General features: G+C 56.1%; 17 protein-coding genes and 3 tRNA genes. 7 read left to right on the plus strand and 13 right to left on the minus strand.

The window, feature by feature from the left end:
- Positions 1 to 104: 104 nt before the first annotated feature.
- The 4 genes from tig to FRD01_RS10460 form a co-directional block, all read right to left on the minus strand.
- Positions 105 to 1709, minus strand: a complete 1605-nt coding sequence (gene tig / locus FRD01_RS10445; protein WP_146963927.1) for a trigger factor — start codon at positions 1707 to 1709, stop codon at positions 105 to 107.
- A gap of 58 nt (positions 1710 to 1767) precedes the next feature.
- A tRNA-Leu gene (locus FRD01_RS10450) sits at positions 1768 to 1849 on the minus strand.
- A 52-nt stretch (positions 1850 to 1901) separates the two neighbouring features.
- Positions 1902 to 1975: transfer RNA gene (locus FRD01_RS10455), tRNA-Arg, on the minus strand.
- 44 nt (positions 1976 to 2019) lie between these two features.
- Positions 2020 to 2093 (minus strand) — tRNA-His (locus FRD01_RS10460).
- Between the two features lie 167 nt (positions 2094 to 2260).
- Here FRD01_RS10460 and FRD01_RS10465 point away from each other — a divergent pair.
- From FRD01_RS10465 to FRD01_RS10490, 6 genes are read left to right on the plus strand one after another with little or no spacing between them, the layout of a single operon-like run.
- Positions 2261 to 4933, plus strand: coding sequence for a penicillin acylase family protein (locus tag FRD01_RS10465; protein WP_146959373.1), 2673 nt, complete (start codon positions 2261 to 2263; stop codon positions 4931 to 4933).
- Position 4934: 1 nt separating this feature from the next.
- Positions 4935 to 6089, plus strand: coding sequence for a hypothetical protein (locus tag FRD01_RS10470; RefSeq protein ID WP_146959375.1), 1155 nt, complete (start codon positions 4935 to 4937; stop codon positions 6087 to 6089).
- A gap of 34 nt (positions 6090 to 6123) precedes the next feature.
- Entirely contained in the window at positions 6124 to 7506 is a 1383-nt protein-coding gene (locus FRD01_RS10475; RefSeq protein WP_146959377.1) for a sigma 54-interacting transcriptional regulator, read from the plus strand.
- Positions 7503 to 8201 (plus strand): polyprenol monophosphomannose synthase, encoded by a 699-nt coding sequence (locus tag FRD01_RS10480; protein WP_146959378.1) that lies wholly within the window; start codon positions 7503 to 7505, stop codon positions 8199 to 8201. Before FRD01_RS10475 ends, FRD01_RS10480 begins: the two co-directional genes overlap by 4 nt.
- A complete protein-coding gene (murJ, locus tag FRD01_RS10485; RefSeq protein ID WP_249756167.1) occupies positions 8198 to 9742 on the plus strand; it encodes a murein biosynthesis integral membrane protein MurJ in 1545 nt (514 codons plus the stop codon). The genes FRD01_RS10480 and murJ overlap by 4 nt, the downstream gene beginning before the upstream one ends.
- Positions 9739 to 10944: an MFS transporter gene (locus FRD01_RS10490; protein ID WP_146959382.1), complete on the plus strand. Its 1206-nt coding sequence runs from the start codon at positions 9739 to 9741 to the stop codon at positions 10942 to 10944. The genes murJ and FRD01_RS10490 overlap by 4 nt, the downstream gene beginning before the upstream one ends.
- Here FRD01_RS10490 and FRD01_RS10495 read toward each other — a convergent pair whose 3' ends face one another.
- From FRD01_RS10495 to FRD01_RS10530, 8 genes are all read right to left on the minus strand, one after another.
- The gene (locus FRD01_RS10495; RefSeq protein WP_146959384.1) at positions 10945 to 12612 is read right to left on the minus strand and encodes a sigma-54-dependent transcriptional regulator; all 1668 of its coding nucleotides are present in this window, start codon (positions 12610 to 12612) and stop codon (positions 10945 to 10947) included. It lies immediately after the preceding gene.
- Positions 12613 to 12874: 262 nt separating this feature from the next.
- A complete protein-coding gene (locus FRD01_RS10500) occupies positions 12875 to 13195 on the minus strand; it encodes a hypothetical protein (protein ID WP_146959386.1) in 321 nt (106 codons plus the stop codon).
- A gap of 129 nt (positions 13196 to 13324) precedes the next feature.
- Positions 13325 to 14755 carry an MXAN_6640 family putative metalloprotease gene (locus tag FRD01_RS24295; protein ID WP_249756168.1) on the minus strand — a complete coding sequence of 477 codons (1431 nt, stop codon included), beginning with the start codon at positions 14753 to 14755 and terminating at the stop codon, positions 13325 to 13327.
- Positions 14752 to 15987, minus strand: a complete 1236-nt coding sequence (locus tag FRD01_RS10510) for an endonuclease/exonuclease/phosphatase family protein (protein ID WP_146959388.1) — start codon at positions 15985 to 15987, stop codon at positions 14752 to 14754. The genes FRD01_RS24295 and FRD01_RS10510 overlap by 4 nt, the downstream gene beginning before the upstream one ends.
- Positions 15987 to 17927 (minus strand): acetate--CoA ligase, encoded by a 1941-nt coding sequence (acs, locus tag FRD01_RS10515; RefSeq protein WP_146959390.1) that lies wholly within the window; start codon positions 17925 to 17927, stop codon positions 15987 to 15989. The genes FRD01_RS10510 and acs overlap by 1 nt, the downstream gene beginning before the upstream one ends.
- 43 nt (positions 17928 to 17970) lie before the next feature.
- Complete coding sequence (locus tag FRD01_RS10520) at positions 17971 to 18921, minus strand: SDR family oxidoreductase (protein WP_249756169.1); 951 nt, start codon at positions 18919 to 18921, stop codon at positions 17971 to 17973.
- Entirely contained in the window at positions 18918 to 19775 is an 858-nt protein-coding gene (locus FRD01_RS10525; protein WP_146959392.1) for a lysophospholipid acyltransferase family protein, read from the minus strand. Before FRD01_RS10525 ends, FRD01_RS10520 begins: the two co-directional genes overlap by 4 nt.
- A 14-nt stretch (positions 19776 to 19789) precedes the next feature.
- Positions 19790 to 23407, minus strand: coding sequence for a zinc-dependent metalloprotease (locus tag FRD01_RS10530; protein WP_146959394.1), 3618 nt, complete (start codon positions 23405 to 23407; stop codon positions 19790 to 19792).
- 111 nt (positions 23408 to 23518) lie between these two features.
- On the opposite strand from FRD01_RS10530, the gene FRD01_RS10535 reads away from it, so the two are divergent.
- A complete protein-coding gene (locus tag FRD01_RS10535; RefSeq protein ID WP_146959396.1) occupies positions 23519 to 24133 on the plus strand; it encodes a DUF6992 family protein in 615 nt (204 codons plus the stop codon).
- On the opposite strand, the gene FRD01_RS24300 is transcribed toward FRD01_RS10535, so the two are convergent.
- A complete protein-coding gene (locus tag FRD01_RS24300; protein WP_249756170.1) occupies positions 24111 to 25058 on the minus strand; it encodes a coiled-coil domain-containing protein in 948 nt (315 codons plus the stop codon). The genes FRD01_RS10535 and FRD01_RS24300 overlap by 23 nt on opposite strands.
- Positions 25059 to 25130: the final 72 nt, after the last annotated feature.

The following is a 25130-nucleotide window of genomic DNA, read 5'->3' on the forward strand; positions in this document are numbered from 1 at the left end:
AAGTTCAACAAAGAACGCTCCGGGCTATTCCCAAGAGGCCCCTCAAAACATAGAAGTGTTAATAGATGCCTCGGAATGAGGCAAGTTTGACGTGATAAAGAAGCTCAGGGGTTGACTTCAGCTTCGATGAGTCGCTCGATGAGCTCGTCCTTCTTGCCCGAGACTTTGAGGTCATTGGCTTTGCAGAGGTCTTTGAGGTCGCTGACGGTCATGGCAGCGAATGCTTCGTTCGCAGCATCGGCATCATAGCCTTTAGCCTTGGACTTCTTGGCTTTTGGAGCCTCAGCCGTAGCCTCTGCGGCAACTTCAGCTACGTCTGCAGCCTCGGCTTGCTCTTGCATCGCACTCAAGTCGGGCATGGCAGCCTGTTGAGCTTCTTGCTTGGCTTTCTCGCGTGCATCACGCTTTCGCTCGGCCTTCTCCCAAGAGATGTCCACGATCGTCGCGTTCTCGACAAGCCAAGTCACGGTCTTCTCTACGCGAGCCGTGCTCATCATCTGACGAAGAGCGTCTTGGTTCTGCCTCAAGAAGTTCATGAGCTGAGTCGGCGTTGCATTCATATGCATAGCCTGATGCTCGATGGTCTTTTGAAGGTCTTCGTTCTCGACCTTGACTTCTTCTTTGTCCGCGATGGCGTGGATGAGGAAATCACTCTTGAGTGCGCGCTCGCGCTCGTAGCGCACGGTTTCCTTCATGGACATCGCGAGTTGATTGAGAATCTGCTCGTCCATATTTTGGAATTGCTGCAGCTGGCGCTTCACCGTCTGCATCAAGTCCTGGTCGAGGAATCGAGGAGGAAGATCAAAAGCGTTTTGCTCGAGCAATCTATCCAGAAGGTCTTCTTCGGCGTGATGACGCGCATCGTGTGCGAGTCTGTCTTCGAGGCGCTCACGGATGTTCGCCTTGAGCTCGTCAACGGTCTCACCCATTTTGACTTTCTTGGCGAGCTCGTCGTTGAGGTCGTGAAGGGTTTGAGCGACGACTTTCTTGACGGTGATTTCCACGTCAAAGGTCTTGTTGCGAAGTGATTCCACGCGGAATTTGTCGTCGGTCTTGACGTTCGCAACTACCGTTGCATCAAATTTTGCGCCGGTGAGGGCTTCTTCGATACCAGGCATCGCCACGCTATCGCCGATGCGAACTTCAGCGTTTTCGCCTTGGAAGTCTTGAAGTTCTTCGTCGTCGGCAAGCGCCTTGAAGTCAAAGGTTACGAGGTCGCCTTCCTGAATGGTGTCACGGCCCTCGATCGGGGTTGATACGCCTTGTTGGCGGCGAATCGCCATGAGTTCAAGATTGACCTCTTCGTCGCCGATCGTGATCGCGGGACGCTCGACCTCAATGCCTTTGTATCCAATCGGATCGATATTTGGTCGAACCTCGAGCTCAACCGTGAACTTGAAGTCGTCGTTTCCACCGATAGGTAGAGACTGGATATTAGGTTGGTCGACGTAGATGACCTCTTTGAGGTCTTCCATCACGGTTTGGATGGATTTATTGAGGAGTTCGTCGAGCACATCCGACTGAACGGCTTGCCCGTAGTGCTGCTTCATCACATTTAAAGGAATCTTTCCTTTGCGGAAGCCACGCAGCTTGACACGGTTCGAGAGTTTTCGAAGCGCGCGGTTAACCCCGGCCTCGTAATCAGAGCGCGGGATCTCAACGCTAGCTTTGCGGGTGGTTTCACTGGTGACTTCTACTTGGTGCGCCATTGATTTGCCTCTTTACGATCGCGTGGACAAGCGGGGTTCACGTCAAATTTATAAGGAATGCGAGAGGGGGGACTCGAACCCCCACGGGTTTCCCCACTGGAACCTAAACCCAGCGCGTCTGCCAATTCCGCCACTCTCGCGTATAAAGAGACCGAGCCGAGTCCAGAAGACCCGGCTCGGAATCTTTATTTATGCACCCGGCAGGATTCGAACCTGCGACCTACGGATTCGAAGTCCGGCGCTCTATCCAGCTGAGCTACGAGTGCATGCGGCTATACCGCCGCCAGCCAAGCGTCCATGCTCGGCAAGGGGTGGATGACGGGACTTGAACCCGCGGCCTCTGGTACCACAAACCAGCGCTCTAACCGACTGAGCTACACCCACCGCAACAACCTCACTCGAGGTTGGGGAGCGGACGTTAATGAGGGCGGCCTAAGGTGTCAATACCTTTTCTGCGACTCTCGCACAGAATATCGCGCTCCAAAGTTGCCTTGAGGCCGGATGTTGTCTAGAACGAAGCGGTTCATTCAAGGCAAAACTGGAGAATTCTTATGGTTACTAAACGTTTAATCACTGGCGTACTGGCCAGCCTTTTGATGGTCGGCGCATGTTCAGATGACTCGGATCCGCCGACAAATCCGAATAACGCCAACAATACCAACAACAATAACTCGAATAACTCGAACAATACGACCGGCACCAATGGCTCCAATAATATGGACGACATGGGTCCAGATATGGACGAGGAAGGCATCAACATTCCTGGCTTGAGCGCTCCGGTTGAGGTGCGTCGTGATGAAAACGGGATGATGCATATACAATGCGCCTCGGACTCCGATTGTTTCGCAGCCCAGGGTTATGTGCACGCGATGGATCGATTTGCCCAGATGGACTTGAGGCGCCGAATCGCGCGTGGTCGTGTGGCCGAGATTGCTGGAAATCTGGCGCTCTCGGTGGACGAAGGCTACCGCACACGCTTTATGTCTCGCGACGGCGAGTACCTTGAAGAGGCCTTCTACGACCGCATGTCTCCTGAATCGAAAGCTGTGGTGGACGCCTATACCGTAGGTGTGAACGCGTGGCTCGACGATATGCGCAACGAGCGAAATGGCGCGCGACTCTCCGAGGAATACGACTTTCCGTTCCTGACGACGGATGTGATTCCAGACTGGGAACCACAAGATACAGCAGCGTGCGCCCTGCTCCTCATGGACGACCTCTCGAACAGCTCAGGCGTGGACTTGCGCCAGGCGACGTACACCGAGGATCTGGAAGCCGACGTAATTTACGAAGTTCTCGGCCAAATCTCGGCAACGGGTAACTCGACTTTGATCGATCTTCCGTACACCGGACAAAACCTTCTGACCCAGCTTCCCGACCTGCAAGCGTTCCGGCGCGCAATTGAGCGTGTTCGCCCTACGACAGGCCTTATTCGCAAAGCACAAGACAGACTCGCTCCTTCGGATGTTTTCCGTCAGCAAGACGGATTTGGCTCCAATAACTGGGTCATCAATGGCTCCACGTCCGCCACAGGCAAGGCGATGTTGGCGAACGACCCACACCTTGGTCTTACCAATCCTGCGCTCTGGTATCTGGTTTCGCTCGACACCAAGACGCAGGGCGGAGATTTGCGTGTAGCCGGCGTCTCGTTCGCTGGTATCCCATCGATTCTGATTGGACAGAACGACAATATCGCGTGGGGCGCCACCGTCGTGTTCTACGACATGGCTGATATTTATGTAGAATCGCTGGATGAAACTGGCACCAAGGTCAACTTTGATGGTGGCCAGGTCGATATCATCGAGGTCGAGCACACGTATCAGATTGCGAACGCAGATCCGGTAACCAGGACGATCCGCGTGGTGCCGCACCACGGTCCAGTCATCGAGTATGATGCAGCGAACTCGGAAGCGTTGACGCTTCGATGGACCGGCCACGAGGTTTCGAGCGATTTCGACGCCTTCTTCGGTCTCGCGAAGGCCGAGAATATTGATGATGCGAAGGCGGCATTGCTCAATGCCCGCTCCACGAACCAGAACTTCGTCGTGATCGACACCGAGGACAATATTGCGTGGTTCCCTTATAGCCTTGTGCCGCTGCGCCCATGGGCAAGTCTTGAGAATCCGACATGGATGCCACTTGATGGCACCGGTGGATTCGAATGGGAAGGATTCATGGACTACGAAGACCTCCCACAGCTCGTAAACCCTGAGCGCGGCCATATCATCACGGCCAACCAAGACGCGACCGGTTCGCTCTCCGATGGCGACCCGACGAACAACGGGCACAACATGCTTCAGTCATTCCCAGCCCCAGGCTACCGGCATCAGCGAATCGTGGACCTCATCGCCGGCGAGTCGTTGACCGCTGAAGACATGGTTTCGGCTCAGGGAGATGACTATCTCTTTTACGGCCGCGCGATCGCCGATGCCGTGGAGAACTTGACTTCGACAGCACTAGTGGACTTCAATGAAGACGAGCTCCGGGTGCTGAACGCACTCCGGGCGTGGGACGGAACCTGCCCGACAGGCCTTTCGAGCTCGGACCCGGATAGCGACGCAAGTGCAGATGCGGACGAGGTGGCAAACGCCGTAGGATGCACCGTCTCTCACAAGCTGCTCTACCATCTCGCGGACTCGATTTTTGGTGATGAACTCAAGACCGTGCCTGCTTCTCGCGCTTATGCAGCAGTCTATATCCAGATGATTACGCCTGAGCGTTTTACTCGGAGTTACTGGGATGACGTCAGCACGGAAGAGACGGTTGAAGAGCCACTTGAGATCGTGTTGCGTGCCATCACGGCCACAGCCGCATCGTTGAAGCAAGAGCTCACCACCGATACCGACGCATGGATCTGGGGCCGCTTGCACGTGGTTTCGTTTGCTGCGGACCTTCTGTCGAATATCACATCGGACTTCAACAACGGGCCTTTCGCTGCCCCAGGCGGCCTATGGGCGGTCAATGTTTCCAACCCTAGCAACATCCGTGATGGCAACTACAGCTTTGGCGCGGGCCCATCGATGCGATTGGTGGTTGAGAACACTGAAGATGGTCTCAAGGGTCAGATTTCGTTCCCAGGTGGACAATCACACTTCCGCGATTCGGAATATTACGACAATCTTGTTGAGGGCTGGCTGAATAACGAGCCGATCGCTCTGCCGCTCCTCGCTGAGGATATCGCCGAAGTCACCGTGGAAACCATGACGTTAACCGCTCCCGAGTAAGATGAAGAACCTGCTTCCCACACTGCTGCTCGCATCAGGCCTTACGGGCTGTGTCTTCGCTGAGCTGAGCGATTTGCCTCCGGCTATCGCCACTCCTAATAACGAAGTCGACATGTCGGATGACACGTCCCCAGACGTGGGGACGGCCGACATGGAGGATATGGAGACCGAGTGCAACCTTAACCCTGTCGAGCTTACGAGTGGTGGGTTTAATCACCTTGAAGTCGACCAATTGGGTGACACCATCTTCTACGCCATTACCTCGGCGTCGGGGGACATCAAGGTGGGTCGTATCACCGAAGAGGTGGACCACGACATTCTAGACGAGTCTTATCCAACCACGAACGTCAGGGATATGGCCATTCTTGCGCTCTCCGAGGATCGATTCCTCCTGGGCGTGGTTCGAAACTTAGGGGCGATTGAAGTCTACAACTGCACGTTGAATGGCTGTGTGGACATTCCTGTGGACAACAACCCGGTTGAAGCCGTTGACTTCTATCGCGATGGAATCCCGATTTTGGCGCTGACCTATCGCGACACCCAAACCGTTCGCTACACAGCCTACCCCATCAACGTGGAGAGCAACGCGCTCAACGAGGGTGTGGCGCTATCTCTCGCCGACCTAGATGTGGCGGGGGCAGAGATTTCGACCATCGGCACTCAGAAGAGGGTGGTCTATGGAGCACCATTGTTCGGTTTTAAAGTAGCTCAGGGGTCGATGGGTGAGTTAGATGGGACGGAGTGTACGTTGGCCGATCGGCGTGCGACAACGCCGTATATTGCTCGCTCGCTGGACGATACAACGACATTCCTGGCGCGGACAACGGACGGTCTGATGATGTCAGATTGTTCGGTTTCGGCCGAGATTACTCCTCGATACCCGGTTGATTTTGACTATATCCAGCTTTCGTCAAACCAATTCTTCGTGGTCTGGTCGGTTGGCACTCCGAACGATCCTGTTCCTGTTCTGCGTGGAGCCTATGTAGACAACATGGAACCTCAGTCGTTTGTGGACTTTGGGGCTAGCCGTGTGGCCAACGTACGTATTCTTCGAAACGGTAATGGAATTCACGCCCTTTTTGGCGGGCCAGACCTGACGCTTCGATACGTCAAGACCAACGTGATAGCGTTGGCTCGATGCGCCCAAACCCTTTAAAATCTGCGGCCATTTTTGGCTCAAGAGTGTGTTGATGAGTGATATTACCAGAACGATTCTGCTCGACGATGGCGACGAAAAGCTGGAGTTGCGCAAATACTCGATTCGCGTGAACTCAGGCGCCAATGCGGGTCTAACGCAGGTTGGAGCCGGACGGAGGCTCGAGATTGGCAGCTCACCCGAGAACGGACTTTGCCTGGACGACCCACTGGTGAGTCGTTTCCACGCGGAGATCGAGGTCGGGCCACGTGGCTACCTGCTTCGCGACCGTGAGAGCAAGAACGGGACATGGGTTCACGGCCTTCAGGTCGGGTCTGTGTTTTTGGAAGACGGGACGGTCTTTAAGCTCGGGGACACGGAGTGCGAGTTCAAGCTCGAGAACGAAGCCGTTGAAGTGCGTTTCAGCGGCAAGAATAAGTTCGGCAAGATGTTGGGCAAGAGCCTTGCGATGCGCGAGATTTTTGCCCTACTGGAACGGGTAGCCCCGACCGACGCAACCGTGCTCATCGAGGGTGAATCGGGAACGGGTAAAGAGTTGGTGGCGGAAGGCATTCACGCGTCGAGTCCGCGCGCCAAGGGTCCGTTCATCGTGGTGGATTGTTCGGCGATCGCCCGCGACATCATCGAATCCGAGCTCTTCGGGCATGTGAAAGGCGCATTCACGGGCGCTTCGGGTTCGCGCAAAGGTGCGTTCGAAGCGGCCAATGGCGGCACGTTGTTTCTGGACGAGCTCGGGGAGCTTCCGATCGACCTTCAACCAAAACTCTTGCGGGCGCTGGAAAAGCGTGAAGTCAAGCCGGTGGGCGGCAACGAGACCCTTAAGACTAACGTTCGAATCGTGGCTGCGACCAATCGAAACCTCCTCCAAGAGGTTAAAGACGGTAATTTCCGCGAAGACCTCTACTATCGTTTTGCGGTCATCAAGGTTGAGCTTCCGCCGCTTCGTGAGCGCCCAGACGACATCCCGATGCTCGTTGAGGCCTTCCTTGAGCAGGCAGCGCAGCTGACTGGCCGGACCGGCGTGGATATCGCCTACAAGACCATGGAGAAGCTCAAGCGCCACCGATGGCCGGGCAATGTGCGTGAGCTCAAGAATTTTGTGGAACGCGCAGTCCTTCTGACTCAGGGCGACCAGATCGAGACCAAATTCCTGAACTCGCAAGAAATCCCGACCGAGGAGACCAGCGTAGACATGGGGTCTGACTCGATGGCCAAGACCGCACTCGACGAAAACCTTCCGTTTAAGGACGCAAAGAGCCGGATGATTGAAGAGTTTGAGGTCGCGTATTGGCGAGGCCTCTTGGAGCGAACAGACGGCAATATATCTAAGGCTGCGCGGATCGCAGGGGTTCATAGAAAGAGCGTGGAATATATCCTCAAGAAGCTCGACCTGACGCGTGAGGACCTGCTCGGATGAAGACTCTAATTTGCATGCCCACATACAATGAGGCTGGCAATATTCGTCGGATTACAGCGGCGATTCACGAGGTCGTCCCCGAGGTTGGAATCCTCATCATCGACGACGCATCTCCCGACGGAACGGGCGAAATCGCCGATGAATTGGCCGCCTCGGATTCCAGAATCCACGTTCTGCACCGCAAGGGCAAAGAGGGTCTCGGGCCTGCATATCTGGCGGGATTTGCGTGGGGCCTTGAGCGCGATTGGGATGCGCTCATCGAGATGGACGCGGACTTTTCCCACCAACCAAAATACCTGAGCGGGATGATTCAGAATCTAGAGAAATGGGACGTGGTGGTGGGTTCGCGCTACGTAGACGGCGGCGGAACGGAGAACTGGGGCCCGGTGCGCAAACTCATCTCGAGGGGTGGCGGACTCTATGCGCGTAGTATCCTCGGTATCCCCATCAAGGATCTGACCGCCGGCTTTGTGGCTTGGCGGCGACACGTCTTGGAAGGCATTGATTTGAGCGGCATTGAGGCGTCTGGCTACGTCTTTCAAATCGAGATGAAATACCGCGCCTATCAAGCGGGCTACTCGATCCACGAGATGCCCATCACTTTTCCTGACCGCGAAGTCGGCGAATCCAAGATGACTCCTTCGATTGCAGCGGAGGCGTTGACTCGGGTCTGGCGAATTCGGCTGAAGTCGTGAACAAGCTCGCTATTGCCACACTCATACTCGCGGCGAGCACGCTATTGAGCCGTGTGTTGGGGTTCTTGCGCGAAGTGTTTATCGCGTATTTGCACGGCGCCACAGCGGCTACGGACGCTTATTACGCGGCGTTCACCCTGCCCGACTTGATGAACTACTTCTTGGCTGGTGGTGCCCTTTCGGTGACCTTCATCCCCATGTTTTCGGCGTACCTCGCCCGCGAGGACGAGGCCGGAGGGTGGCGGCTCTTCTCCATAGTGGCGACCACGATGGGCATGCTGATGTTGGCGCTCACTGTGGTGCTGATCGTCTTCACACCGCAGATCGTGCCACATCTTTTCCCTGGATTTGATGACCCAGCGCAGATGGATCTTTTGGTCCGAATGACTCGGATCGTGATGCCGGCGCAGCTCGCTTTCTATGTGGGTGGCGTCCTGAACGCTTCATTGATGGCGCGCCAGATCTTTTGGCCTTCGGCGCTGATGCCGCTCGTCTACAACCTCTTCATCATTCTGGGCGGCGTGGCCCTTCACCCGTGGATCGGGGTTGAGGGGTTTGCAGTGGGCGTGGTGGCGGGCGCATTTCTGGGGCCTTTGGCCATCCCGCTCTGGGCCTCGCGAAAGTCCATCTCCTATCAGTTTCGTTTTGCGCCTTTTGATCCCGAGTTCAAAAAGTTCGTCTGGGTGACGCTGCCGCTGATGATCGGCGTTTCGCTTGTCACGGTGGACGAATGGCTGCTCCGCTACTTCGGGTCTATGCACGAGTCCGGAGCAATCTCGTGGCTCACGAACTCTAGAAAACTCATGATGTTCGCGTTTGCGGTGATTGGGCAGGCAGCCGGGCAGGCTGCGTTGCCGTTCTTTGCCAGGCTCTATCACGAAGGCAAAGAAGACGAGCTCGGACAGACGCTGAGCGCGAGTTTACAACGCGTCATGTTCTTCTCTCTAATCGCGAGCGCGGGCCTGTTTGTCGTGGCTGAGCCGCTGGTGTTTCTGGTGTTTCAGCGTGGTGCGTTTAGCGTGGAAGACGCCGCAATCACAGCCGAACTACTCATGTACTTCTCGATCGGACTCGCCGCGTGGGGCGCACAAACACTGGCGGTACGGGGATTCTACGCCCGAGAAGATACCTGGACCCCAATGATCATTAGCTCGGTGGTGACTGTGGCGGCCTTGCCCGCCTACTGGTTGTTGAACGAGAGCATGGGGATTCAGGGGCTCGCGCTCGCGACAAGCGTGGGCATGGTGATGAACGTGGTCGCGACGGTTGGCTTTTACCGGTTTAAGGGGCATTCGCTGCCGCTGAAGCCTGTGGGGCTCGGGTCCCTGCGAGGCGTGGGACTTGGACTCCCTGCAGCACTCGGCGCATGGTTGGTCTTAGAGCAATTTGATTTCGGCGAAGGCGCGCTTGGTTACGCCTTGAGTTTTGGTAGTTCTGGCCTGGTCTTTTTAGGCGTGTTACTGGCGCTGATCGCGTTGATCAAACCGCCGGAAGTCGAGGTCTTGAGGGCGAAGATCGCAAGAAAACTGAGACGTAAATGATAAGTTCCGCTGAGCGTTGGCGAAGGTTCGGTATTCTGAGTGCGCTCTATTTTGCGCAAGGTGTACCCTTCGGGCTCTTTTCTCAGGCTGTTCCTTCGATCTTGCGGCAGGGGAATGTTTCACTTCAGGTCATCGGGCTTACGTCGTTGTTGGCCGCGCCATGGGCTCTGAAGTTCTTGTGGAGTCCCTGGCTCGACCGCGCCCCGTTTTGGGCGCCGGGGCATAGGCGCAGAGGCTGGTTAATCCCGATCCAATCCCTGGTGGTCTTGGCGCTCGTGATCTTGGCCTTTGTAGATCCCTGGAAGACCCCTGAAGCCTTGATGGCCATGGTCTTGGTGGTGAACTTTCTGAATGCGAGCCAGGATATCCCTACCGATGGCCTTGCCGTGGATATTCTTCCGGCCGAGGAACGTGGGCGAGGCAATGGCATTCAGGTAGGGGGCTATCGGCTTGGCATGTTGGTGGGCGGGGCCGCAACCCTTTGGGTCATCGATGCATTCGGCTGGCAGACTGGGCTCTTGGCTACGGCATTTGTGGCTGCGCTCTGTGTGGTACCGATCATCTTCATGAAGGAGCCGGAGTCCTTGGGCATTGAGCGCAAGATTGGGCTAGGTTCTGGGCTTGGTTCCATGTGGAAGTTCTTGTCCAATCGGGCCGTATTGCGGTTCATCGGCCTGATCGCGGCTTTCAAACTCGGGGACGCCTTGGCGAACGGCATGATCAAACCGATGTTGATAGACCTCGGCCTTAGCCTTGGGGACATCGGCCGAATCTCGGGTGGAATCGGATTTTCCGCGGCGCTTGCCGGCACCGTGGCGGGTGCGTTTTTGGCTGACCGACTGACGCGAAATCGCGCATTGATGGTCACGGCGATTTTTCAGGCCATCGGTGCTCTCATCTACGTTGGAGTGCTTGGCGGAGAGGTCAACCTAACGTTCATCGCGATCGCGATCGGCGTTGAGAACTTCCTCGGCTCAGTGGCTACCGTTGTTCTCTTTGCGTGCATGATGGACTGGAGTGACTCAGACAACTCGGGAATGAACTACACCGTGCTGGCCTCGGCCGTTGTGGCGGTGCAAGGCGTGGGCTCAATCTTGAGTGGGTTTAGCGCGTCCGGTCTTGGCTACACCATGCATCATGTGGTGGCGGGCGTGATCGCCTTGGTTGGCGGGCTTCTCGCGGCGAAGATGTACCGAGTTTAGCTACGACAAAGAATCCAAGATGGATTGAAGCTCTGGCGAGTGCTGCGCGAGAAGTTTGAGCGACTCCAACTCACGACTATAGGTCCGTTGATGGTTGCGATTCTTGACCAGAGACTCCTTGCCAAGGAGGCAGTAGATCTCACCCACGTCAAACTCTTGCCTCAGCTCCAAGAGTACCAGCGCGCGAAGCGCATCCACAGCCTCCAACGGCAGGCTTCCCGGCTCATGTTGGTTGCTGATCTTGATCTGCTGAGCAATGACTTTAGCGGCCCTCAAGAGGATATAACCCAAACGCTCATCGTAGCTAGAATCTTCGCGGGCGAGCGCCTGTTCGACGTGGAACTCCTCGATGACTACGTAGTCGCCACGAGCACCGATTCCCGCGAGCGCCATGGTACGCCGGATGACGTTATGGAGTTGACGAAGGTTGCCCGGCCAACGTTGCACGGCAAGCCGCCTGAATGCGCCCTCCGTGAGTTGAACGTCGCGGCCGCGCGTTTCCTGGTCGACCATAAAGTCTACCCAGTCGCGAAGCTCATCGGTGCGTTCAATCAAGGCAGGGATCTCGACCGTTAGGACATTGATTCGCCAGTAGAGGTCGTCGCGGAACGCGCCTTTGGCTACCTGTTCCTTGAGATCTACGTTGGTGCCGATGATGAACCTGACGTCCGCCTCTTGTGCGCCTCCGCGGAATCCGAGCGGGCGGTACATCTTCTCTTCAAAAATGCGAAGCAGGCCGGCCTGCGTTTCACGCGAGAGCTTGTCGATTTCGTCTACAAAGAGTGTTCCGCCGCGCGCACGGCCGAGCGCGCCCGGGTTGTCTTGCATTGCCCCCGTGAAGGCGCCCTTCTGCCAGCCTACGAGTTCCGCCATCTGCATCTCAGGGGGAACGGACATGAGGTCCAAGACCTCAAATGGCCCGTCCTTCCTGGGCGATTGAAGGTGGCACCACTTGGCGAGTCGGGACTTCCCGGCACCTGTTGGGCCGCCGATAAGAAGGATTTCCTCGGTGACGGCAAAATGCTGCGCGACTTGAATTCTACGCTGCATCGACGGCCCAATCACCGGCAGATACTCGTCAGGCTCCACCAACTGCGCGCTCGCCTGCGAGCTTATCAGGTAGGGCGTCACCAACTCCAGGAGTAGGGAGAGCTCGTAGGCGAGCTCGTCCCAGATGAAGCGGGTATTCATGGCATCTGGGGCTTCGAAGAAGATGGAGAGCATGCCTTCGAGCGAGCCATTGTGTCCGTTCAGCGGCGCAAGGAACACGTGCGTGACGCCGTGCTCAAAGACCTTGGAGAGGCTGGCCGAGACTTCGATCCCGTCATGCGTGTTGATGCGCTCAGAACCGTCGTCTTCAAAGGTCAGGTAGGCTTGATGCAAGTCTGCATCGAGACCTATCGGCTCATTAAAATCTTCCACCCAACGCCAGAGACCGGCAGTCGTAGCGAGGGAGACCCCGTCATGACTTCGTGATATCGGCTGGTGAAGCGCACCCGTATACCCACGCTCATTTCTGAGGTGGATGTCCGCAGAACACACCTGTCCATGCGGCCAATCCGACCCCTCAAGACAATTCTGAGCGACGGCCAGGCACGTTTTCAGCAGGACTTTTCCCCGAGCATCAAAGCCCTGCAACTCCCTTATTTTTCGGATCACACGTTTCACCCCATATCCCCACGCTGTGACTGTAAAATTATAGTGGGATGAAAAGTGTTTTGTCGAGAATAAATTTTTCTAGTTTGAGGCCCCTCTTTCAACTCCTCTGCCCGTTGCACACTAGCGATCTTTGCATCCCGCCAGGAGTTCGCTGAGATCAGTATGCAATTCGTTTCGGTCAAACCAAGCGATATCGACTTCGTAACGGGAATTCGGATTCTGCAGCCAACTCAAAAGTCGCTCGAGGCCGACACACCGGAATGTGTACAACTCACCGACGAGTTGTGTACTCGCTGCTCGAACCTGCTCGAGCGTCCGCCACTCGCTTTGACTTAGATTTTAGCGCACGTTGGGCTTCATTTAGGAGCACCGAGTAGACGTGACGACGCACGACGCGGCGAGGTGCGGTTGCTCCGTTTCTCCAACGGTTGACGGAAGAACGGCTCACATCAAAAAGCTCGGCGCAGCGATCGTCATCTATCACCAAGATCTCTTGTGCAACTAGCAGCACATCCTGAAACGATTGGTCGTCATCAAGGCTTGGGTTGGTGCAATCCTGGACGAGTTTTTCAAGATTTTCGATACTAGCCATAGCGCTAATGCCTGATTTGACACCATGCGATCTCGACTGTGAACATTGGCAAGAGTACCCTGTATCAAGAGCAACGACTGGAAGATGTTGCCTTGGGAGCGGTTCCATATGGACCCGAGGAATCGGGAGCTACCGTTCATCTGCAAGGCTGAGAAGACCATTCAGTTTACGACGCCGATTGAGCCTTAGGTGACCAACCACGAAGAGCAGGAAGCCAAGGTAGCCCAAAGGGTTTCCGGTGGTCGCGCATCCACCGGAATCTGACTCGGCTTGTGGTTCTGGCTCAGGTTCGGGGCCTGGCTCTGGGGCTGGTTCGGGTTCAGGCTCCGGTTCGGCTTCAGGGGCCTTTCGGAACTCCACACGACCATCCAAAGTATCTAGGTGGCCATTCGCGACCATGATCATCCACCGCGTGCCCTGAGTCAGAATGGCTTCGTCTGTCTGCACTGAGAGCTCGCCGGCATCAAGGTCAAGTACCACTATACTCAAACTCGATTCGGACTCGGAGAGGTTTACAAACCGGGCCTGTGTGTCACGTGAAGGCCTCATGAATCCGTAGCGGGTGCTAAGTCTTGGGAGCGACAAGTCCCAGTTGATGTTCTGTGTGCCGTCCAACGAAAAGGGCTCTATCACCGGAAAATCAGCAGCCTGAGGATAGCCTGTACCCGCGATGGTTCGCGGCCCTGTCAGGGCGTTCCACATGGCGAATTGCACGAAGGTGTCGGTGAGCGTGGTCCCCTCTTCCAGAAGCGTCGTTTGAATGGCCTCGATAGGGTCGTCAGTGGTCATGCGCTCAAAGATGCGGCGCACAAGTTCGGGGCCATGAACGAGCGAAAGTGCGTATGGAAAGAGCCCGGCGTGATAAGCAAAGCCGTCCGTTGGACCGCGTGTCCTGTCGTTGAGCGAGCGTTCGTGCTCCTCAAAAAAGCCCGAGACGAGCGCCTCAAAGTCGCGCTGTTCAGGATTGTACATCTCTTCGAACCACGTTGCCGTCCCTTCGGACCACCAACCCTGCATTTCGCCCACGTAGGAGAACTGCACGCCGTGGAAAAACTCGTGCGAAAGGACCACACCTACAGCCTCTTCAACGCTGGCATAATACGTGCCGGTGAAATCGTTCTCCAACCGCATATGGCCCGCGCACCGTTGCGGTGAGTTGGCGGTCGCAGGCAGACACGCATCCCGCACAAATTGGCCGTCTCCCGCTGGGAAATTCACCAGGAAGACGTCCATCAGACCGTCCCCGCCGTAGAGGTCTGGATTGGTCAAGACCTCGGAATCCGAGAGCGGCAGGCGCCACTGATTCTCCTCCAGATACGCGTAGATCGCGTCACCTTCAGCAGCCACGAGCTCCACCAAATCCGGGACGTTGTTCCCGTCATCGTCGGCCGGAAGTACGGCGTGGTCACCCGACTCTACATACCAGACTTTGACGCGGTTCTCGGGCGATGTGTAGGACTTTGCCTCCACCCCGTCCCACGTACCATCCAAATTAGGCCGGGCTTGCACCACACCTGTGGCAAACATGGCTGCGAGAATGACTGGAATTGTTAGTTTCATGGTGCGTCTAGATAGAGGTCGACCCAAACGAGTCTATGGTCCGACGGCTGCCTCAGCTCGGCGCCCTCGCCGCCTCCAGCTGGCCAGAACACGCCGCTTTCGATGATCTCAAAATGCGTGGATGGAAGTACGTAATCCACGCGCAGATTACCGACCTGATTGTCCGAGAAATCCGCTGTATCAAGGGCGGGATCGCCTTCGTGGGAATCGTTGGCGCGCCCATCTTCTTCGGCTTTCGCTACGGCGCCATCACTCTTGGGTTCAGGGTCTTGAACCTTTGGGTGCTCGAGCAGTCCAAGCAGAGCACCACGCTCGGAATCGCCGTCTTTCGGGTCCGAATTCAAGTCTCCGAGGATCACAAACGCTTCATCAGCTAGGCCGCCTTCGGTGCCGGCATCATCCACGAGATACGTCTCATTGTTGATATAATCGAGCCAGAGTCTGATCTCGTCGTGATTTCGCCGCCCGTTCCTGTCTTCAGGACCATCAAACGACGGAGGGGTCGGGTGAGAGGCCAGTACATGAACCGGAACACCTGCGACATTGACCGTCACATCCACGTGGTTCTTCGAGCTCAAACGCAGCGCATCCGAAGCCTCGCCGTAATAGTCCCGCGGCAAGAGAGAATCCGGCATATCGGACCAGAGAAACTCTTTAAACTCACGCGTACCAGTGATTGGAAAACGCGAGAGCACCACAAAGCTGTACTGGCCTTCGAAGAGGCCGAAACCAAAGGAGTCATTCCCGTACGCCTGCGAGCCTGGCACCGTTACGACCTCGCCATTTTGGTCCAAATCGAACCCGGAAGGTAGGCCCGTGTTGGAAGACGCGATGAACACAAAATCGAAGGGTTGAAGGCCGGCAGGCTCTAGAAATCTCTCTTGAAACCGTGCGATGCCGAGGCCTTCAACGTCCCAGTCAAACTCGTTGAGAAGGACCACATCCGGGTTAATCCTGGCGAGTATTCGCGCGACTTCGTCTGCCTGAGGGCTAGCGCCTTCGAGCTGATTAGAGAGTCCGTTCGCCTGGTCTCGGAAGAGCGAGGTGTTAAACGTGGCGACTCGGAGCCGAGTTCTGGTGTCCATATCGGGCTGAGCATCCTCTTGAGCTTGCATATCTGGCTCAGAGTTATTGGTCTCAGCCGGTGGATTGGATGGTGGGTCTTCGCCCTGACATGCCGTCAAAGAGAGCGCCACCAGAGGCAGCAGAATCACGTTTTTTTGAAAGGTCATCAGTCTTCGTCTCGAAGTTTGTTGAGTACTGAAGCGTCTTCGAGCGTGGTGGTATCACCGGCCTCGCGCCCAGATGCGATATCCGATAGCAGGCGGCGCATGATCTTTCCAGACCGGGTCTTTGGAAGTGAATCCGTAAAGCGAATCTCTGCCGGCCGTGCGAGGGCGCCGATTTCTTGAACCACGTGGTCAGAGAGCTCGGCTTTGAGGGATTCCAAGTCGTCGGCTTCAACTTCAAGGGTCACAAATGCCACGATGGCCTGGCCTTTCAAGTCGTCGGGCCGCGGCACCACGGCGGCCTCACAGACGGCCGGATGGCTCACGAGCGCGCTCTCGATCTCCATGGTTCCAAGCCTGTGTCCGGACACGTTGATGACGTCGTCGATGCGGCCCATGATCCAGAAGTTTCCATCCTGGTCACGCCGCGCTCCGTCGCCTGCAAAATAGAAGTTCTCGAAGCGCCCGTAGTAGCCGTTCTTGAAGCGCTCAGGGTTGCCGTAGATATTGCGCAGCATGGAAGGCCAAGGCTTCTTAATCACGAGGTATCCACCTTGATTCGGGCCGACGTCCTCGCCCTCGCCGCTGACGATATGCGCGTCAATTCCGGGAAGAGGCTGCGTGGCAGAACCCGGAACCGTAGTCGTCACGCCGGGAAGCGGCGAGATCATGATGCCGCCGGTCTCGGTCTGCCACCATGTATCCACAATTGGGCAACGCTCCTTCCCGATGAGCTCGTGGTACCAGATCCAGGCTTCCGGATTGATGGGCTCGCCCACTGTTCCGAGCAGTCGCAATGAGCTCAAATCGTGTTTTAGCACGTGGTCATCGCCCCATTTCATAAACGCACGAATCGCCGTGGGAGCGGTGTAGAAGACGGTGACCTGGTGGCGCTCGACGATATCCCAGAAGCGGTCAGGCTCCGGGTAGTTGGGCGCGCCTTCGTACATCATGATGGTAGCGCCGTTCTGGAGCGGTCCGTAGACGATATAGCTATGGCCAGTAATCCAACCTACATCGGCCGTACACCAGTAGGTGTCCTCGGGTTTAAGGTCGAAGACCCATCGCGTTGTGAGCTTGGTCCAAAGGGCGTAGCCGGCCGTGGCATGCACCACACCTTTGGGTTTTCCGGTGGTTCCGCTGGTGTAGAGGATGAAGAGCGGGTGCTCGGCATTGAAGGCTTGTGCCTGGTGTTTGGTCGAGGCGGAGTCTACGGTATCGTGCCACCAGATGTCGCGCTCATCGGTCCATTTGACGGCGTTGTTGGTGCGTTTGACCACAAGCACGTTTTGCACGTTCGGACAGCCTGTGGCGAGCGCCTCGTCCACGTTGTCCTTGAGCGCGATGACCGAGCCGCGGCGCCAGCCGCCGTCCGCTGTGATGATGAACTTTGAGTCCGCATCTTCCACGCGGTCGCGAATCGCGTTTGGCGCAAAGCCACCGAAGATTACGCTATGTGGGGCGCCGATACGGGCACAGGCGAGCACGGCGATGGCGAGTTCGGGGATCATCGGAAGATAGACGGTGACTACGTCTCCAGCCTTTACGCCCATTTCCAGAAGCGCGTTTGCGCACTGAGCAACCTTGGCGTGCAGCTGCTGGTAGGTCAGCGTGCGTTGTTCGCCTGGCTCGCCCTCCCAGATGATGGCTGCCTTGTGTTTGGTGGCCGTGTTCAAATGGCGGTCGAGGCATTGCTCGGCCATGTTCAGTTCGCCTTCTTGAAACCACTTGGCAAAAGGTGCTTCCCACTCAAGTGTTGTCTGGAAGTCTTTGCGCCAGACGAGCTCTTTTCGGGCGAGTCGCGCCCAGTAGGCCTCGTAGTCCTGCGCGGCCTCTTCCTTAAGCGCTTGGTAAAGCTGCGGGCCGAGGTTCGCCTGCTGAGCGAAGCTAGGATCGGGTTTAAAACGACGGGTTTCTTGGAGGGTCGAACTGATATTTGTCATGCTGTTTCTCTCCGCATTGAGTCATGTCCACGTGTGCCGGGACCTATGTCAGAGCCCGCGTTGCCAATTCCTCGACTATATCATCAATCGTGAACTTTGGCTTGAACCCCAAGACGGTCCTAGCGGCGGCATCATCCACCATACAGATGTACTTGATATGTTCGAGCTCCGGCGTGGGCCAATCGCTAAACTTTAGCGACCATGCGGCACCGAGCGCGGCCTTGAGGACTGGTTCTGGAACGGGAATTGGCGAGCGGCCGAGCTTTTCAAACATCAACGATAGTGGCACCGGACTAGGGCCAGCAACGTTATAAACACCGCGAATTCCGGGCGTCAGTGCGCGTTCAATGGCGCTCACCACATCTTCCACGTGGATGAGCTGAATCATGGGGTCGAAACCCATGAGTGTGAACGGCCGCTCAAGTCGCAAGTACCTTGAAGGCGCGTTATCAACCTGCCCCACAATGTGGACGGGCCTCAGGATGACGGTCTCGATCTCGGGATGGCGCCAGAAAAAGGTGTTGCAAAACATATCCAACGCGATGAGGTCGCGGATACCTCCGAACTTGGTTCCGGCCAAAAGTGGCGCGTCTTCCTGCAAAAACTGGGGGTTTCTCGGGTCGGGACCGTAGACATTTGCGCTCGAAAGAACCACGACCTTTGGGACTTGATGTTCTGAGCAGAGTTCAAAGACCCGTTTGGTGCCGACGATATTGAAGTCGTGGTGCAGAGCCGAACTTTCGCGCGGATTGTGCATGATATTGAGGTGTACCACGGCGTCGATTTTCTCGCGCCGAAACACATCCTCGAACTTTCGGCGACGAATATCTGCGCGCTCAAAGATCACATCTTTCGGCATGTTTCGTGCCGGTCTTCTGTCCACACCTATGACTTCACATGTCCTGTGTAGTCGGCGTGCCAGAGCTCGGCCAAATCTGCCAGAGATCCCGGTGATGAGGATTCGTTCTTTTCGTTTTTGAAGGCGCCAATTCAAAAGAACTCTCCGTTTCGATCTTCGAGTCCACGTTCGATGAGTTTTGCGATCTCGGCCTGAACAACTTCTACTTTTTGCCTCACCACACGGTCTTCGTCATCGGGTTTGCCTTCAAAAGTCAGAGGTTCTCCGAAATGAAGGCGGTATTTGACGGGTAGGGGCAAGGCGCCGATAGGTCCGAGCATCAACATCGCAGGTGTCACGGGAAACGCCGGCATCCCCAGTAATTTAGCGACGCTTTTGACATTGTAGACCGCGGGCATCTGCTCTTCCGCACCGACGATTCCAACGGGGACGATCGGCGTCCCCGTCTCAAGCGCGAGTCGCATGAACCCAAGCCCAAAGTCCACCATCTGGTAGGCTTTATCATACGTTTTGGAGATGCCACGAACACCTTCGGGAAAGACGGCGAGACAACCTTCTCGCTCGAGCAAAAGGCGTGCGTTCTCCCGCGTTCCTACGACCTGCCCGGCCCTCGCCATAAACGTGGAGATAAAGGGGAGCGTAGGCACCCAATGCTCAACCATGGCGCGCACCATACGCGGCGGGCGCCTGTCAAAGAGCAACGCGCTCCCAAGCATCATGCCGTCGAGCGCGATTTGCCCCGAATGGTTCGCGATCAACATCACGCGGCCTTTCTCGGGGACTTGCTGAATGCCACTGGTCTCGACCCGGAAGTACGAGCGATAGAGCCATTGCGCCACCGGTCCCACGTACTTCAGGTACTCGGGATCAAAGCCGAACGGGTCGTAGCCGTACTCGTTCTGCCCGGCATCCATCGAGCGAATACGCTCCCAGACTCCAGGCTCAAGGGTATCTACACACCACTGATCAACTCGGTCCCGAATGGACATCTAAATGCTCCGGCTCAAAACGACACGCCAAAATATGTGTACATCGCGCGCGCCAGATTGATAAGGTCGATCGTCTCTTGGAGCTCCCAATAGGCGTCGTTTGCGGCGTCGTCGTCGGTGGCATTGGCGTAGGCGTCGGCCCAGCGCTGGCCCTGCTCCACAAGTCTGGCAGCTCCTGTGTACGAATCTTCGCCGACTGGTTTGAGCGCGCCGTACTCAAAGCCGTTGAATGGGTCCGTAAAGGTCACGAGCTCGTAGCCCGCGCCAGCTGTCACGGACTCGCCGTTTCCTAGCCTGAAAATCTTGAGCTGGTCTGGGAAATTCAACGAGTAGTTGGATGTAAAGAACGCCATTCCATAAAGCACGGTGTAGAGCTGCTGTGTGAACGAGGAGTCCATGTCTACCGGGTTTCCTTGCAACACAGCAGGGAGTTCTTCACCGGTTTCGGGGTCAAAGAGCACCTCGTTATCGTTCTCGTCGTAGGAGACAAGCGGCGACATCTTAGGCATCACGATCTCCCCGTTGACTTCGCGCGCCCCGGCGAGTTCTGGGTCCTGAAGGAAGATACCGTTGAACATATCGGTGAGTTCGAACTCAAAGAAGAGGTACCAGGGAATGGAGTAGGTGAGTTCGTCGGCGCTATCATCCACACCGAGTCGCGTGGTCTCGTAATCTGTGAGCGCGAAGCTCGCCGCGAGGAAGTCCCAGAAATGCCCGACTTCACTGACACGGTCGAAGTAATAATAGCCGCTCTCGTACTCGTATTCCGTGTAGAGGTTTCGGCCTTGCGCGTAGTCCACGTTCAAGTCGTATGAAGGGTCCGTGGCGTAGTCCACAAGGCGCCAAACGCCCTCTTCATCCTGCTCGTAGCCGCCCATCTGGGGCATCATCATCACGTCTGCGAGTTGGTTGAACGCAGCGGTCGCGGCAAAAAGATAGTAGTTATCCATGCGAACATCGTCGGTCCCATAGAAGTAAGAGAACACCCAGTTCTGGTAGACGTTGGTCAGCGCCGAGAAGTACCTCATGTACATGCTGGCGAAGACATCTTCCGACCAGTGGAATGGGCGGTCGCGGCGGTAGTGATGGAGCGGGTAGTAATTGCGGTACGTAGTGTTCACATTTCGCACGATTTCAAACGGGTCAGCACCCGAATCCCATACGTCACAGGATACAAGCGCGCCTGCCCACTCGTCCGAACAGAACATGTAGTGAACCTCAACCGGCGCATCCGAAGCACCGCGCGCCTCCTTGACCTCATCGTATTTCATGAGCGTTCGCTCACGCATATTGTCCAGCGAGTCAAAGGTCTGAACCACGCTCGTGTAGTGCATTTCTTCAAGAAGGCTTGGATAGGCGAGCGAGTCGGGGTCTTCATAACGTCTAAGAAGCGTGCGTGCGTTTCCAGGGTTTGTAAAGGTCTCAACGAATCCGGGCTCGATGCCTTTCTCGGCACGGTACGTACCGGCGCTGTACCCAAAAATAATGGCCGCCTCATCGTATTTACCCAACCCGTGTATGTCCGAGTTGAACCTCATGCCGTAGTCCATGATCGAGGAGTACTGGTACTCGGACATTCGGCCGTCTTTTTGGGCCTGAGTCATCTCGGCCATTTCGTAGAGGTCGTCCAGATTTGAGGAGTTTATGAGGTTTTCTTGGCGCAAGTCCCAGTATTGGTCCTGATAGTTGATGGAGTCGTAGGACCCTTGGAAATTGTGCCGAAGGCCAATCGTGTGGCCAATCTCGTGCTCCATCACGGCACGGAACACAGCCGACTGAACTTTCTCACGGACGCTATCATCATCTTCGTCCTTGAGTTGTGTGGCAAAGCCAAGAATCGCGTCGTCAGCGAAGGCCGAGAGATAGACGTTCTTGCGAGCGGCCTGCATCATGGTGGCTTCGCGACGGCGTAGCGCGCGGCTGTTCGCCCAATTCGAAGGCTTGACGTCTTCCTTCATATGCTCGGGCACGTCTCGGCCTGGTCCAGCCTGCCCGCGAGTTTTGCCAATCATCATCTCGTGGTCGAGCATCAGGTCATCGAGGCCCTCCTCCCGAATCTTTGTGCGTACGCGCTCGGCGCGGTCGTGCGTAAGCTTTTCGATGCCGTGGCGCTTGAGTTGGCGAAGTTTGCCAGCCTTCTTGGGCGCAAGGCGGCTGATGCCGCCCTCGATGGGCATGTTCTTCAGCGCTGCCGAGCGCACCTTGGGGCGCGAGGGGTCAGAGTTCAGGTTACGCCGCAATTCTTCGGAGATATACTCGGCATCCTGCAGGTCGGTATTGTCCAAATCACCGTTGATGAGACGGACAATATCCTTGGCGTAGTTCGCATAGGTGTTGATTTCAGCGCCGTAGACATAGGCCGAGCCGAAGACGATTTCTCCGGTCAGCGGGTCGGCGCCTGAAGGTCCGTAACCGAGCAATCCAGCCTGCGTGAGTTGGTCTACCCAGTAGAGGTGGTTGTAGCGAATATCGCCCGTGTTCGGGCTTAAGCCCGGCCCGCCGCAAACTTTGGGGTCTTCCTCCAAAACAGGATTATGGCAGACCACAAACATCTGAGGCATGTCTGCAGGGTCATCCCCTTTCACGGCTGCCACCGCGCGTCTGAACGCCTGATCCCAACCGCGGCCGACCTCAAGCGCCTCATCCCATAGGTTCTCGGGGAGCTCTCGAGACATATAGTAGACCACGGGTTTGGGCGTACGCTCCTCCATAGGAATCGCGATTGGGCGGCCGTCGGAATCAGTCGAAAGCTCGCCCGACTCGTCTCTTTGCCAGACCTTTTCCCAGATCGCGAATCGGTTGGCGAGCTGTAGGCGGTTGGTCTGGCGAATGCCCAACCAGTCGTCGAAGCCAAAACGTTCGGTTCTGAAGTACCCGAATTTGGACATCCATCGGTCGTCGTATTGAACGGGCTCGTATTCGCGAACTTCTGGCGTCTTCATGTACGCGGTTCGAACCTTGATGCGTGCACTGGTGCAGTCTTCGGCTGCGTAGCCCCACCACGAATACACACAACCCCAGAGGTCAGGCTCCACAATCATTGAGACGTTGAAGTCGAAGTAGTTGAGTGAGCCGTCTTCGTCGCGCCCTTCTACGATGGCGTCGCCGTCTAGCCCGCGCTCACGATCCACAAAGTACGAGAAGTCCGAATAACCAAGCCAGACCGAAAGGAAGTCGAAGTTCGTGACGTGGTTTGTGGACCAGTCCACGCGCATATACTCGCGCTCATACCATGGGCGGTCGCTTGAGTTTTCCACAATCACGTTGGTCTGCTCGCCAGTGGCCGCATTGTACTGGCGCTGAACATCGAAGTGCGACGCGATTCGATAGGCTGCGACGGGGCTTTCCGTGTAGTCGTCGGTGACTTCCTGAGAGCCTGCGATTTTAGGGTAGGTACGATAGGCGATCAGAAACTCTTCCTCGATCTCCCAACGAATTCGCTCCATGGAGCTCGTGTCGCCCACGAAGGTATACCACGCCGTGGTTGGCGTTTCTGTCACCGTTTGGGCCACGAACCACTGTCCGTCCAAGTCCGTCTTTTTGAGGCGGTTGGGTTGGGTGCGGTCAATATCGGTGACGTCCTGAGCACAGGCGCTCAGCAGAAGGACTAGGGCAATCAGAAGGCGTTTCATTTGAGCTCCAGCGATTCATTTAGCGAAACGCTGGAGTTTGCGACTGCTCGATGTCGAAGTCAACAAGTCAGTGAATTGTGTTTAGTTCTGGATTCGACTAACCAGATAGGCATGAAGAAAACGTTGATACTTTTTAGTGCTGGGCTCGTGCTCGGATTTGTATTCTCCCGAGCTGAGGGACAGTCGCCTCCAGAGGATATGGACGAGGTGACGCGTCAATCCAACGCCCAACGCATCGCCACCAACAAGGCGGGCATGCTTGTGCTCGGTGGCTGGGCTCTGACGAATATAGGGGTTGGCACCGCTGGGTACCTGCTTTCCGAAGACGATGAGTGGCGATATTTCCATCAGATGAACGCGGGCTGGAATATCGTTAACTTGGCCATCGCCACGTTTGGATACCTTGGAGAGGCAGGCAAGGAGCCGTCGGGGTTCAATTGGCTAGAAACAATTCAAGAGGGCGAGTTCATGCAAAAGGCGTTATTGCTTAACGCCGGTCTGGACGTTGGATATATGGCCCTTGGCGGGCTGCTCTGGCAGAAGGGGCATAGCGAAGATAGCCCGCGCTTTGTGGGCTACGGGCAATCCTTAATCGTCCAGGGCGCATTCCTTATGGTCTTCGACCTCACGTTATTCGCCTTAAATCATCGCATTTCCGCCGATTATATGATGATGCTTTCACCGAACGAGAATGGTGGACAGATTAGCGTTCTTGGGACGTTTTGAACTTTCGAAACTCTTCCCGCAACTCGTCTAAGGCAGCCTTTGTCGCAGCTAGCTCGGCCTTTGTCGCAGCTAGCTCGGCCTTTGTCGCAGCTAGCTCGGCCTTTGTCGCAGCTAGCTCGGCCTTTGTCGCAGCTAGCTCGGCCTTTGTCGCAGCTAGCTCGGCCTTTGTCGCAGCTAGCTCGGCCTCGGTCGCCGCCAACTTCTCCCTAGTGAGCCGGTGCGCCTCAAGTTCGGCGTCAATATCGGCGAACTCTTCACGCATCGCCTGAACGAGGCTGAAGGCGCGCACTTTGTCCACGTTCTTGTCATTATCCCCGATTTTCATCATGTCCTCCATTAGCTGTTTCTTGGATTCAACTCTAAGGTTTTTGGTCCGCAATAGCAACTCCAACGAATCGACGAAATCCTCGCCGCTACTTGGAATGCGCGCAGATCGGCGCAGCCACTCGTACCGCGGAACGTTTGGCAGTTCGGTGGTGACAATGAGTAAAATGGGGCCAAACTCCGGTGGTCCAAAACGCCAAATTCCTGGTGTACCGGTGCCATGAAAAAAGTGGGGGGTCCGAAGAATGTCCGTAGGTTTTCGGTAGCACACAATGACCATGGCAGGCGCAAATGGATGGGGCCGATCCTTGATACGAATCGAGGCAAACCTCTCAAGAGCGGTCGCGAGCTTTAGCCAACTCTTCGCAATGTCGACGAATCCTGGGGCGTCTGAAAGGTGCTCCACCAGAACTTCGCGCTGGGAAAGGTAGAGCGCCAGATCCCCCCAAAACGTGATGGGTGAGTTCGAGGTGAATGAAGCATTTACGCGGCGGCGGCCCTTTTTGGTGTGGGTTGAAAGCTCTGGGATAAAGGCTCGAAGAATCGCCAAAAACCAGAACTGATGCGGATATCTTATATCTAAGTTGTTTAAGTCTGACATAGGTTCCCTCCTTCTGAATGGGAAAGTGGTTACCTATATTTTCGGACGATTTGCCGAAGTGTTGCGAAAATA

The organism is Microvenator marinus (assembly GCF_007993755.1).
Taxonomy (GTDB): domain Bacteria; phylum Myxococcota_A; class Bradymonadia; order Bradymonadales; family Bradymonadaceae; genus Allomicrovenator; species Allomicrovenator marinus.

Coding starts and splice junctions, on each gene's coding strand:
- FRD01_RS10510 (WP_146959388.1), bottom strand. CDS start 15,987: ATGACCTTTCAAAAAAACGTGATTCTGCTGCCTCTGGTGGCGCTCTCT.
- FRD01_RS10465 (WP_146959373.1), top strand. CDS start 2,261: ATGGTTACTAAACGTTTAATCACTGGCGTACTGGCCAGCCTTTTGATG.
- FRD01_RS10490 (WP_146959382.1), top strand. CDS start 9,739: ATGATAAGTTCCGCTGAGCGTTGGCGAAGGTTCGGTATTCTGAGTGCG.
- FRD01_RS10480 (WP_146959378.1), top strand. CDS start 7,503: ATGAAGACTCTAATTTGCATGCCCACATACAATGAGGCTGGCAATATT.
- FRD01_RS10470 (WP_146959375.1), top strand. CDS start 4,935: ATGAAGAACCTGCTTCCCACACTGCTGCTCGCATCAGGCCTTACGGGC.
- acs (WP_146959390.1), bottom strand. CDS start 17,927: ATGACAAATATCAGTTCGACCCTCCAAGAAACCCGTCGTTTTAAACCC.
- FRD01_RS24295 (WP_249756168.1), bottom strand. CDS start 14,755: ATGAAACTAACAATTCCAGTCATTCTCGCAGCCATGTTTGCCACAGGT.
- tig (WP_146963927.1), bottom strand. CDS start 1,709: ATGGCGCACCAAGTAGAAGTCACCAGTGAAACCACCCGCAAAGCTAGC.
- FRD01_RS10535 (WP_146959396.1), top strand. CDS start 23,519: ATGAAGAAAACGTTGATACTTTTTAGTGCTGGGCTCGTGCTCGGATTT.
- FRD01_RS10500 (WP_146959386.1), bottom strand. CDS start 13,195: ATGGCTAGTATCGAAAATCTTGAAAAACTCGTCCAGGATTGCACCAAC.
- FRD01_RS10525 (WP_146959392.1), bottom strand. CDS start 19,775: ATGTCCATTCGGGACCGAGTTGATCAGTGGTGTGTAGATACCCTTGAG.
- FRD01_RS10475 (WP_146959377.1), top strand. CDS start 6,124: ATGAGTGATATTACCAGAACGATTCTGCTCGACGATGGCGACGAAAAG.
- FRD01_RS24300 (WP_249756170.1), bottom strand. CDS start 25,058: ATGTCAGACTTAAACAACTTAGATATAAGATATCCGCATCAGTTCTGG.
- FRD01_RS10530 (WP_146959394.1), bottom strand. CDS start 23,407: ATGAAACGCCTTCTGATTGCCCTAGTCCTTCTGCTGAGCGCCTGTGCT.